The following is an 11,758-nucleotide window of genomic DNA, read 5'->3' as shown; positions in this document are numbered from 1 at the left end:
ATCTCCTTGATTTTTTCATGATTTTACCCTCTCATGAAATTTATCCGGATTTTTTCACGAGTAACCTTTGACCCCGACCGCGACCAAATCGGAGCAGGACAATGGTGACCGGCTGCTGGCCGGCGACATCCGTGCGCTCCGCAAGGCGCGCGGCCTCACGCTCGCTGAAATTGCGCTCAAGTTAGGCCGTTCGGTCGGCTGGGTCAGCCAGGTCGAGCGCGGCCTCTCGGTTCCCTCGCTCGGCGACCTGAGGGCATTCGCCAGCCTCTTCGACGTTCCGGTCAGCCTGTTCTTCAGCCATGATGTGCCTGTCGAGCAGGAGCGCGGCGTGGTCGTGCGCGCCGGCAGCCGCCGTTCGCTTGGCACAAGTGAATCCGGCCTGGTGGAGGAGCTTCTGTCGCCCGACCTCGGCGGTAGCTTCGAGATGCTGCGCTCGGTCTTCGCGCCGGGCGCGGAGCTGAAGACCGAAGCGCGCCGCCCGACGGAAGAAGCAGGCTACGTCGCGTCGGGCACGTTCGAGATCGAGATCGACGGCGTCTGGCATCGTCTCGGCGAGGGCGATTCGTTCCGCTTCGAGGGCAAGCCGTTTCGCTGGCGCAATCCTGGCGTCGAGGCAGCGGTCGTCATTTGGGTGGTTTCGCCGCCTGTCTATTGAACATTGCATGCCGCCCGAAAGTGCCCAGCGGTTTTGGGCGGCATGCATCAACAGGAAGCAAAGCCCGACGTGTCGCGCTTTGAGTTGGAGGAAGAACATGGCGGGTTTGCCGACCACGGCACGCGTGGTGATCATCGGGGGCGGTGTCGTCGGCTGCTCATCGCTCTACCACCTCTGCAAGGCCGGCTGGACCGATTGCGTGCTTCTGGAAAAGAACGAGCTGACCTCCGGCTCGACCTGGCATGCCGCCGGCAACGTGCCGACCTTTTCCTCGTCGTGGTCGCTGATGAACATGCAGCGCTACTCGACCGAGCTTTACCGGGGTCTGGCCGAAGCCGTCGACTATCCGATGAACTACCATGTCACCGGCTCGCTCCGGCTTGCTCATAGCAATGAGCGCATGCAGGAATTCCAGCGCGCCAAGGGCATGGGCCGCTACCAGGGCATGGACATCGACGTCGTCGGCCTCGATGAGATCAAGCGCCGCTACCCCTTCATCGAGACGCATGAGCTGAAGGGCGCGCTCTATGATCCGAGCGACGGCGACATCGACCCGGCGCAGCTGACCCAGGCGCTCGCCAAGGGCGCGCGCGACATGGGCGCGAAAATCATCCGCTTCTGCCCGGTCACCGGCGTGCGTCGCGAGAACGGCGAATGGGTGGTTACCACCCCACAGGGCGAAATCCGCTGCGAGATCGTCATCAACGCGGCCGGCTACCGCGCCGCCGAAGTCGGAAAGATGTTCGGCCGCGAAGTGCCGATGATGGTGATGAGCCATCAGTACATATTGTTCGAGGAAATCCCCGAGCTCGCCGCATGGTCGAAGGAACAGGGCAAGAAACTGCCGCTGCTGCGCGACGTCGATACGTCCTATTATCTGCGCCAGGAAAAGACCGGCATGAATCTCGGCCCCTATGAGCGCAATTGCCGCGCGCATTGGGCGACCCACAACGATCCGATGCCGAAGGATTTTTCCTTCCAGCTTTTCCCCGACGATCTCGACCGCCTCGAGCACTACCTCGCCGATGCCGTGGCTCGCGTGCCGATCCTCGGCACCGCCGGCCTCTCCAAGGTGATCAACGGGCCGATCCCCTACGCGCCGGACGGCAACCCGCTGATCGGGCCGATGCCCGGCGTGCCGAATGCCTTCGAGGCCTGCGTCTTCACCTTCGGCATCGCACAAGGCGGCGGCGCCGGCAAGGTGCTGGCCGAGTGGGTCACCGAGGGCCAGACCGAATGGGACATGTGGTCCTGCGATCCGCGCCGGTTCACGAGCTTTGCCTCGGCCCCCGACTATTGCGTCGCCAAGGGCATGGAAATCTATGGCAACGAATACGCCATCCAGTTCCCGCGTCATGCCTGGCCGGAGGGGCGCGACCGCAAGCATTCGCCGCTGCATGAGCGCATCAAGGCGCTGGGCGGCCAGTTCGACGCCTATAATGGCTGGGAGCGCGCCACCTGGTATGCGAAGCCCGGCGACGACACATCGGAAGAATCCACCCTCACCTTCCGCCGCGAAGGTCCGTGGCACCGCGCGGTGCGCGAAGAATGCCTAGCGGTGCGCGATGCCGCCGGCATCCTCGACCTGCCCGGCTTCTCGCGCTTCAACCTCGAAGGTGCGGGCGCGGCCGACTGGCTGGCAAGGCAGGTCACAGGCCTGGTGCCGAAGCCCGGCCGCATCGGCCTCGTCTATTTCGCCGACGACAAGGGCCGCATCGTCACCGAAATGTCGGTGGTACGCCATGGCGAGGACCAGATGACGTTGATCACCGCGGCGGTGGCGCAATGGCACGATTTCGAATGGCTGAAGTCGCGCATGCCGGCCGACGCAGCCTTCACGCTGACCGACCGGACGGAGGAATACTCGACCCAGATCCTCGCCGGCCCGAACTCGCGCAAGATCCTGGCCGAGGTTTGCGACGCGGATCTCTCGCTGCCCTGGCTGACGCATCAGGAAACGACCATCGCCGGACGCTGGGCGAAACTGGTGCGCGTCTCTTTCGCCGGCGAGCTTGGCTGGGAGATCCACACCAAGGTCGCCGACACGACGGCCATCTTCGACGCCGTCTGGGCCGCCGGCCAGAGGCACGGGCTGAAACCCTTCGGCATGTATGCGCTGGATTCGCTACGGCTGGAGAAAGGCTACCGCGCCTGGAAGGGCGATCTCTCGACCGACTATTCGATCCTGCAGGGCGGCCTGGAGCGCTTCGTCAAATGGGACAAGCCCGACTTCCGCGGCAGGGCGGCTTTGCTCAATGAAAAGCAGCAGGGCGTGAAGAAGCGTTTCGTCACGCTGGTCATCGAAAATCCCGGCGATTGCGACGCGCCCTATATGTCGACGCTGTGGCACGGCGGCAGCATCGTCGGCGAGACGACATCGGGCGGCTGGGGCCACCGCGTCGGCAAGTCGATTGCGCTTGGCATGCTGCGCGCCGATCTCACGCAGCCGGGCACGACCATCGAAATCGAGATTTTTGGCGATCGCTTCAAGGCCGTCGTCCAGAACGACGAGCCGCTGTGGGATCCGAAGAACGAGAGGTTGCGGGCATGACCTCCGTCATCCTCACCGATGGCGGCATGGGCCAGGAACTGATCCGGCGCAGCAGGTCCGAGCCGACGCCGTTATGGTCGGCCAGGGTGCTGATCGACGAACCGGACCTGGTGCGCGACCTGCACGCGGAATTCATCCGTGCCGGCGCACGTGTCATCACCATCAACACCTATTCGGCAACGCCGGAACGCTTGGCGCGCGAGGGCGCCGAAGATCTGTTCAAGCCGTTGCAGAAGCGCGGCATCGAACTGGCGAGGCAGGCTCGCGACGAAGCGGGCGACGCAGCCATAGCCGGCTGCCTGTCGCCTCTGTTCGGAAGCTACGCGCCGGCGCTGACCATCTCCTTCGAGGACACGCTCGATATCTATCGCCGCATCGTCGCCGAGCAGGCCGACGGCGTCGATCTGTTCCTGTGCGAGACGATGGCTTCCGCCGAGGAGGCCCGCGCGGCCGTCACCGCGGCATCCGAAAGCGGCAAGCCCGTATGGGTGTCGTGGACATTGGCCGACCACGGCACGCCCCGCCTGCGCAGCGGCGAAAGCATTGCTGCCGCCGTCAACGCTCTCGACGACCTGCAGGTCGCGGCCCGGCTGCTCAACTGCTGCCGGCCCGAAGCCATTGCCGCCGCCTTGCCCGAACTCGTCGCGCTGGGTGGAGCGGTGGGCGCCTATGCCAACGGCTTCACCTCGGTCGAAGCATTGAAGCATGGCGGCACGGTCGAGGTGCTGCACGCCCGCCATGATCTCGATCCGCAAGACTATGCCGACCAGGCTATCGGCTGGGTCGATGCCGGCGCCGGCATTGTCGGCGGCTGCTGCGAGGTCGGCCCCGCCCATATCGCCGCCCTGCGCGACAAGCTCATGCGGGCCGGCCACCAGATTTCGGGAGTTTCCTGATGCCAAAGCCGTCAAAGCGCATTACTGCCATCGTGCCTTCCGGCAAGGATGGTTGGGAGGTTCATTTCGCCGCCTGGAATCGCAAGCAGGCCGGCGAAGACATCATCGTGCTCTCGGTCGGCGACCACGACTTCGATACGCCGTCTGAAACGATCGAGGCTTGCGTGACCGCCGTGCGCGGCAGCAACCATCACTACACGCCGCTGCCTGGCCTACCGCGCCTGCGCAAGGCGATGGCCGCGGCCTCCACCGCTTGCGCCGGCGTCCTGACGGAACCCGACGAAGTCATCGCCACGGCCGGCGGCCAGGGGGCGCTCTATGCCGCCGTGCAGGGCGTGCTCGACGCGGGCGACCACGCAATCGTCGTCGCCCCCTATTACGCCACCTACCCGAACACCTTCAGCGCCGCGGGCGCCAGTTTCACCGTTGTCGAGACGCCCGCTGAAGATGGGTTTCAACCCCGCGCGGAAGTGATCCGCGCCGCGCTCAAGCCCAACACCCGCGCCATACTGATCAACACGCCGAACAACCCGACGGGCGCCGTCTACTCGCGCGAACGGCTCGAGCAACTGGCCGAAATCTGCAAGGAACATGATCTCTGGCTGCTGTCGGATGAGGTCTACTGGACGCTTGGCGGCGGCGAGCATATCTCGCCGCGCTCGCTGCCCGGCATGGCCGAGCGCACGCTGGTCATCAACTCCATGTCGAAGAGCCACGGCATGACCGGCTGGCGCATGGGCTGGCTGACCGGGCCGAAAGCGATGATCGCGCTGATGACCGACCTCAATCTGGTCACGACCTACGGTCTTCCGGCCTTCATCTCGATCGCCTGCGCCGAGGCGTTGGAGAACCACTATGGCGTGAAGGACATCGCCGAGCGCTATGCCGCGCGACGCACCGTCTTCCTCGACGCCATACGCGGCGCCAATGAAGTCACCGTGCGCGGCTCCGAAGGCGGCATGTACATCATGCTCGATGTCTCCGCCGTCGAGCCCGACGACGAGAAATTCGCCTGGGCGCTGCTCGACAAGGAAAAGGTCGGCGTCATGCCCGGATCGAGCTTCGGCGAGGCCGCCGCCGGCCACATCCGCATCAGCCTCTGCCAGCCCGAGCCCATCCTCAAGGAAGCAGCGCTTCGCGTGCGCCGCTTCGCTTCCAACTACCGCCGCAAGGCCGCATGACCAAGACCATCCCCAGCAAAGCCCGCGCCGTCGTCATCGGTGGCGGCGTCTCCGGCTGCTCGGTCGCCTATCACCTAGCCAAGCTCGGCTGGACTGACATCGTGCTCTTGGAGCGCAAGCAGCTCACCAGCGGCACCACCTGGCATGCGGCCGGACTGATCGGCCAGTTGCGCGGCTCGCAGAACATGACGCGGCTGGCGAAATATTCGGCCGACCTCTACGTCAAGCTCGAGGCCGAGACCGATGTCGGCACCGGCATGCGCCAGGTCGGCTCGATCACCGTCGCGCTGACCGAAGAGCGTAAGCACGAGATCTATCGGCAGGCATCGCTCGCCCGCGCCTTCGATGTCGACGTGCGCGAGATCTCGCCGAGCGAAGTCAAGGAGATGTACCCGCATCTCAACGTCTCGGACGTGGTCGGCGCGGTGCATTTGCCGCTCGACGGCCAGTGCGATCCGGCCAACATCGCCATGGCGCTGGCCAAGGGCGCGCGCCAGCGCGGCGCGACGATCATCGAGAATGTCAAGGTCACCAAGGTCCATACCAAGAACGGCCACGTCTCCGGCGTCTCCTGGACGCAGGGCGAAGAGCAAGGCACGATCGAAACCGACATCGTCGTCAACTGCGCCGGCATGTGGGCGCGCGAGCTTGGCCGACAGAACGGCGTCACCATCCCGCTGCATGCCTGCGAACATTTCTATCTCGTCACCGAGCCGATCCCCGGCCTATCCCGCCTGCCGGTGCTGCGTGTGCCGGACGAGTGCGCCTACTACAAGGAGGACGCCGGCAAGATGATGCTCGGCGCCTTCGAGCCGGTGGCGAAGCCCTGGGGCATGGACGGCATCCGCGAGGATTTCTGCTTCGACCAGTTGCCCGAGGACATGGATCATTTCGAGCCGATCCTCGAAATGGGCGTCAACCGCATGCCGATGCTGGGCACCGCCGGCATCCACACCTTCTTCAACGGTCCGGAGAGTTTTACCCCCGACGATCGCTACTATCTCGGCGAGGCGCCGGAACTTGCCGGCTACTGGATGGCGACCGGCTACAATTCGATCGGCATCGTCTCCTCGGGCGGCGCCGGCATGGCGCTGGCGCAATGGATCAACGACGGCGAGGCGCCCTTCGACCTTTGGGAAGTCGACATCCGCCGCGCCCAGCCCTTCCAGAAGAACCGCCGCTATCTCAAGGAGCGCGTCTCGGAAACGCTCGGCCTGCTCTACGCCGACCATTTCCCCTATCGCCAGATGGCGACCTCGCGCGGTGTACGCCGCTCGCCTTTGCATGAGCATTTGAAGGCGCGCGGCGCCGTCTTCGGCGAGGTGGCGGGCTGGGAGCGCGCCAACTGGTTCGCGCGCGATGGCCAGGAGCGCGAATACCGCTATTCGTGGAAGCGGCAGAACTGGTTCGATAACCAACGCGAGGAGCATCTGGCCGTGCGCAACGGCGTCGGCCTGTTCGACATGACCTCCTTCGGCAAGATCCGCGTCGAGGGCCGCGATGCCTGCGCGTTCCTGCAGCGGCTTTGCGCCAACGACATGGACGTGGCTCCCGGCAAGATCGTCTACACGCAGATGCTCAACCAGCGCGGCGGCATCGAGAGCGACCTCACCGTGACGCGGCTGTCGGAGACGGCCTATTTCCTCGTCGTGCCGGGCGCCACCTTGCAGCGCGACCTTGCCTGGCTGCGCAAGCATGTCGCCGACGAATTCGTCGTCATCACCGACGTGACCGCCGCCGAAGCCGTCATCTGCCTGATGGGACCGGAAGCGCGAAACCTGATTCGGAAGGTCAGCCCGAACGATTTTTCCAACGAAGCCAATCCGTTTGGCACTTTCCAGGAGATCGAGATCGGCATGGGCCTCGCCCGAGCGCATCGCGTCACCTATGTCGGCGAGCTCGGCTGGGAACTCTACGTCTCGACGGAGCAGGCCGCCCATGTCTTCGAGGCGATCGCTGAAGCCGGTGCCGATATCGGCCTGAAGCTTTGCGGCTTGCATACGCTCGATTCCTGCCGCATCGAAAAGGCCTTCCGCCATTTCGGCCACGACATCACCGACGAGGACAATGTGCTGGAGGCCGGCCTTGGCTTTGCCGTCAAGACGAGCAAAGCCGGCTTTATCGGCCGCGACGCGGTGCTCAGGAAGAAGGAAGCCGGCCTATCACGCCGGCTGGTGCAGTTCCGCCTGAAAGACCCTGAGCCCCTGCTCTTCCACAACGAGGCGATCCTGCGCGACGGCAAGATCGTCGGCCCGATCACCTCCGGCAATTACGGCCACCATCTCGGCGGCGCGATCGGCCTGGGTTACGTGCCGTGCGAGGGCGAAAGCGAGGCGGACGTGCTTGCCTCATCCTACGAGGTCGAGATCGCCGGTGAGCGCTTCGCGGCGGAGGCGTCGTTGAAGCCGATGTACGATCCTAAGGCGGAACGGGTAAGGATGTAGCGCCACCTTCCCTTCGCCCCGTTTACGGGGAGAAGGTGCCCGAAGGGCGGATGAGGGGTAAGCGCCAAGTTCTGCAAGTGAAGCGCCGCTCCTCATCTGCCTGCCGGCATCTTCTCCCCGTTGAACGGGGAGAAGGACGCTAATCTTAAAACCGCTCCAGCCTCGCCCTCACTTTGTCCAAAAACGCCGCCCTGCTCTTCGGCGTCGAGGCATCCATCAGATAATGCGCCAGGAAGAACGTCTTGCAACGCGTGGCGCACAGCGCTCGCATGCCGCGCAGGATGGTCTTGCGGCCGGGCTGGCCGACGACGACGCTCCACCAGGTCGGCGCGCCGCAGGTGGTGATGACGCCGACCTTGGTGACATGCGTCATCAACGACTTGATCCGCCCCTTACCGGCCGGCAGTTGGAAGGCGATGTCGGTCGCCCAGACCCGGTCGAACCAGCCCTTCAGCATCGCCGGCAGGCCATACCACCAGGTCGGATAGATGAAGAGGATCGCCTGCGCCCATCGCAGATGTTCGAAATGCGGTGTCAGCGTCGGGTCTTCCGGCGCCCGGTCGTTGTAGAAGCGCCGCTCCTCGCAGCGCATCACCGGGTCGAAATTCTCGGCATAGAGGTCGAGCAATCTTACATCGCAACCCTTTGCCTTCAGCACCTCGACAGCAGTATCGCGGATCGCCGCGCAATAGCTTTCCGGCACCGGATGGCAATAGACCACCAACACGCGCATCAGAAGGCGTCCATCGTCGCCGAGACCTTCGCCATGAAGGCGTCGCGCGTCTCGTCGGTGGAGAGGTTCATCGAATAATGCGCGAGATAGGAGACGGAAGCGCCGGGCTTGATCGTGGCCCGCAGCATGCGCTTCACGATCTTGCGCGGCGGGTCGCCCATCAGCATGGCGCGAAAACGGCTGCCGCCATAGGTGGTGATGGCCGCCAATTTACGGATATTGTGCAGCGTCGGCCGCACCTTGCCGTCGACCAGCTTGAAGGACACGCCGGGCAGGAAGACCCGGTCGAAAAAGCCCTTCAGGATCGCCGGATAACCGTAATTCCAGACCGGGAAACACAGCACCAGCGCCTCGGCCCTCTGGAGCCTCTCCACATAGCCGGCGACCGCGTCGTCCGGCCCGCGCGGGTCGTGATAGCCGAGCCGCTCGGCGCGCGTCAGCCGCGGATCGAAATCCTCGGCGTAGAGGTCGCAATCGTCGACAGCATGACCCGCCGCGGCGAGCCGCTCGACGATCGTCCGGTGCAGGCCGGCGTTGAAGCTGGTCTCCACCGGATGCGCGAAGAGCACGAGGATGTTCATCAACTCGCCTTTTGCAGGCCCTTGAACAGGAAGGTCCGGCCGGAGCGATAGTCGTAGTCCGGGTTTTCCCAGGCGATCATCTTGCCCGGATTGAGCAGGCCCTGCGGATCGGTCTCACGCTTGAAGGCGAGCTGGATCTCGTCGGTCTGCTTCATGCCGCCCTCCTCCAGCGTGTAGCGATGCGGGTTGAAGATCGGGCAGCCATTCTCCTCGTGCAGGCGGATGATCGCGTCCAGCCGCGCCTCGGTGGTGAACTTGACCAGCGGCAGGCCGAAGCAGGTGATGTTGCCGTCGAGCCGCACGAATTCCAGATGCGAGAACACCTCGCCCGGGAACATCGCGTCCATCTTCTCGACCAACGCCAGCTGGTTGGGAAACGGATAGAGCGACTGCAGATAGGTGACCGACGGGTCGACGCGCAGCGCCCTCAGCGTCGTGTGGTTCCAGGCCAGCTCATAGGCAGGCGGCAGGCCCTTCTTGTCCTCATCCGTCGCGGTTGCCGCGCTGAACATGACCTCGCCGCCGGCGCGCCGGGTGAAGGCCAGGAAGGCGTCGAGCCCATGCCGCGCCACCATGACGACGCAGACGCTCTGCTTCTCGCGCAGGAACTTCTGATGCCGCTTGAAATAGAGCTGCGGCACGGGTGCGGCGATCGGCGTGATCAGCTTGGTCAGGATGCCGTCCTGGCAGGCCAGCGCGTTGCCATAGCGGGCGGCGGCCATGAAATTGTCGAAGCCGACGATCACGTCGACCCACTCATAAGCCGCGGTCAGCGGCATCTCGACCTCGGTGATGATGCCGTTGGTGCCATAGGCATGCGTGACCTTGTGCAGGTCCTCGCCGGTGAGCTCGAGCACCTTCGGCTCGGCCTCCATGGTGACGACGCGCAGGCGCAGAACATTGCCGAAATCGCGCAGGCCGCCGAAATTGATCGAGCCGACGCCGCCTGAGCCGCCGGCGATGAAGCCGCCGATCGAGGCGGTGTTGTAGGTCGAGGGCGAGAGCCTGAGCTCCTGCCCGGAATGCGCCCGCGTCGCCTTGTCGATGTCGGCAAGGATTGCGCCCGGCCCGGTCACCACCCGCCCCGGCGCGATCGTCTTGATTTCGTTCATCTCGGCGAGGTTGAGCACCACGCCGCCCGACAGCGGCATGGCCTGCCCGTAATTGCCGGTGCCGCTGCCGCGCGGCGTTACCGGGACGCCGTGCTTGTGGCACGCGGCAAGCACGCGAATGACTTCGTCCTCGTTCTTCGGCGTGACGATCAGATCGCCGGTGACATGGTCGAGCTGCGCCTTCAGCACCGGGCTGTACCAGTAGAAGTCGCGGCTCTTCTGCTGGACGATGGCCGGATGGTCGTCGACCTTGATCCCGTCGAGATCGCGCTTCAGCACTGCGATATCCATCATCCCACCATCAGTTCGTCGAGTTCGGCATAGTCGGGCAGTTGGCGTTCGATCGCCCTGCCGTCGCGCACCACGATGCGATCCGATTCGGGCCGCGACAGCAATTCGGTCCAGCTGCGGCCCTTGAAGACGATGAAGTCGGCGCTGCCTCCGGCAACGAGCACGCCGGCGCCGTCGAGCCGCATCACCTCGGCCGGCGTCGCCGCCACCGCCCTAGGCCAGTCGCCGACCGGATGATCGAAATGCAGGATGCGAGTCGCCATGCGGTAGACTTCCAGCATGTCGAGATCGCCGTAAGCGTGGAACGGGTCGCGTGTATTGTCGGAAGCGACCGCCGCCTTGATGCCGCGCGCCTTCATCTCGTGCAGCAGCGTCACGCCGCGCCAGCGCGGCGTCGTCTCGTTGTTGCGGCGATCCTGCAGATAGAGGTTGCACATCGGCAGCGACACAATGGCGAGCCCTGCCTTGGCCACCTTGTCCAGCGTGTCGAGCACCTCGAGATCAGGCTGGCGTGCCAGCGAACAGCAATGGCCGACCAGGATGTTGCCCTCAAAACCGTTCCACAGCGAAGCCTCGGCGATCTTCTTCAAAGAGATGGCCGCGACATCGTCGGTTTCGTCGGCATGGAAATCGAGATCGAGCCCATGCTTGATCGCCTGGGCGAAAACCTGGTCGAGCAGTTCCTCGAGATCGGGCGCCATATAGGTGACGACGCCAAGCACCCCCTTGGCCGCGGCGACGCGTTTCGCCAATTTCTCGAACCATTTCTTGTCGCGCACGCCTTCGATGCCGAGCAGGCAGGCCGCCTGCAGGTCGATCCTGCCGCGCCATCTCTCCCGCATCGTTTCGAACACCGGCCAGGAGATCTCCTCTTGCGGCGGCACGCTGTCGAGATGCGTGCGCACGGCCTTGGTGCCATGCGCATAGGCTGAGCGCAGCGAGAAATCCATGCGGCGCGCGACGTCCTCGGCGCTCCAGCGCGCGGCGCGATCGGCGCCGGTGGCATTGAGCGCGCCCATGAAGGTGCCGTCGGGATTGGGCTTTCGCGGCCAGATATGGCCCTTGTCGATATGGGTGTGGCAGTCGACGAAGCAGGGGAGCACGATCCGGCCCGCGAGGTCGATCGCGTCGGCCGGGAGCTTCGATTTGCCATGCGAGGCAATGCTGGAGATCTTGCCGTCGGCGACAGAGATGTCGGCAAGCGCGAAGCCGTCGCTGTCGAAGGCTGCGGCGAGGCCGGACGTCAGCGATGCATGCAGCCGGACATTGGCAAGCCGATATGACGCTTTGTCCGGAATCAACTGCAACTCCCTT

At 64.7% G+C, this 11,758-nt stretch carries 9 protein-coding genes; 5 read left to right on the top strand and 4 right to left on the bottom strand.

What is annotated here, in order from left to right; all coding sequences use genetic code 11:
• The first annotated feature begins 67 nt into the window (after positions 1-67).
• From FJW10_RS16315 to FJW10_RS16295, 5 genes are all read left to right on the top strand, one after another.
• The gene (locus FJW10_RS16315) at positions 68-655 is read left to right on the top strand and encodes an XRE family transcriptional regulator (protein WP_140829382.1); all 588 of its coding nucleotides are present in this window, start codon (positions 68-70) and stop codon (positions 653-655) included.
• A gap of 97 nt (positions 656-752) precedes the next feature.
• Positions 753-3,206, top strand: coding sequence for an FAD-dependent oxidoreductase (locus tag FJW10_RS16310; protein WP_140900871.1), 2,454 nt, complete (start codon positions 753-755; stop codon positions 3,204-3,206).
• Positions 3,203-4,102, top strand: a complete 900-nt coding sequence (locus tag FJW10_RS16305) for a homocysteine S-methyltransferase family protein (RefSeq protein ID WP_140900870.1) — start codon at positions 3,203-3,205, stop codon at positions 4,100-4,102. Before FJW10_RS16310 ends, FJW10_RS16305 begins: the two co-directional genes overlap by 4 nt.
• Positions 4,102-5,283, top strand: coding sequence for a pyridoxal phosphate-dependent aminotransferase (locus FJW10_RS16300; RefSeq protein WP_140900869.1), 1,182 nt, complete (start codon positions 4,102-4,104; stop codon positions 5,281-5,283). Before FJW10_RS16305 ends, FJW10_RS16300 begins: the two co-directional genes overlap by 1 nt.
• Positions 5,280-7,727, top strand: a complete 2,448-nt coding sequence (locus FJW10_RS16295) for an FAD-dependent oxidoreductase (protein ID WP_140900868.1) — start codon at positions 5,280-5,282, stop codon at positions 7,725-7,727. Before FJW10_RS16300 ends, FJW10_RS16295 begins: the two co-directional genes overlap by 4 nt.
• Positions 7,728-7,872: 145 nt before the next feature.
• Here the strand turns inward: FJW10_RS16295 and FJW10_RS16290 are convergent, their stop codons facing one another.
• The 4 genes from FJW10_RS16290 to FJW10_RS16275 are packed head-to-tail and all read right to left on the bottom strand — an operon-like array spanning position 7,873 to position 11,745.
• Complete coding sequence (locus tag FJW10_RS16290) at positions 7,873-8,460, bottom strand: NAD(P)H-dependent oxidoreductase (RefSeq protein WP_140900867.1); 588 nt, start codon at positions 8,458-8,460, stop codon at positions 7,873-7,875.
• Positions 8,460-9,041, bottom strand: a complete 582-nt coding sequence (locus FJW10_RS16285) for an NAD(P)H-dependent oxidoreductase (RefSeq protein ID WP_181177549.1) — start codon at positions 9,039-9,041, stop codon at positions 8,460-8,462. The genes FJW10_RS16290 and FJW10_RS16285 overlap by 1 nt, the downstream gene beginning before the upstream one ends.
• The gene (locus FJW10_RS16280) at positions 9,041-10,444 is read right to left on the bottom strand and encodes an FAD-binding oxidoreductase (protein WP_140900909.1); all 1,404 of its coding nucleotides are present in this window, start codon (positions 10,442-10,444) and stop codon (positions 9,041-9,043) included. The genes FJW10_RS16285 and FJW10_RS16280 overlap by 1 nt, the downstream gene beginning before the upstream one ends.
• Positions 10,444-11,745: a cytosine deaminase gene (locus FJW10_RS16275; RefSeq protein WP_140900865.1), complete on the bottom strand. Its 1,302-nt coding sequence runs from the start codon at positions 11,743-11,745 to the stop codon at positions 10,444-10,446. Before FJW10_RS16275 ends, FJW10_RS16280 begins: the two co-directional genes overlap by 1 nt.
• Between the last annotated feature and the right edge of the window lie 13 nt (positions 11,746-11,758).

Origin of the sequence: Mesorhizobium sp. B4-1-1, assembly GCF_006439375.1 — a bacterium.
Classification (GTDB): Bacteria; Pseudomonadota; Alphaproteobacteria; order Rhizobiales; family Rhizobiaceae; genus Mesorhizobium.
Note: the sequence above shows the minus strand (reverse complement) of the source record. Positions and strands in the feature narration are given on the sequence as shown.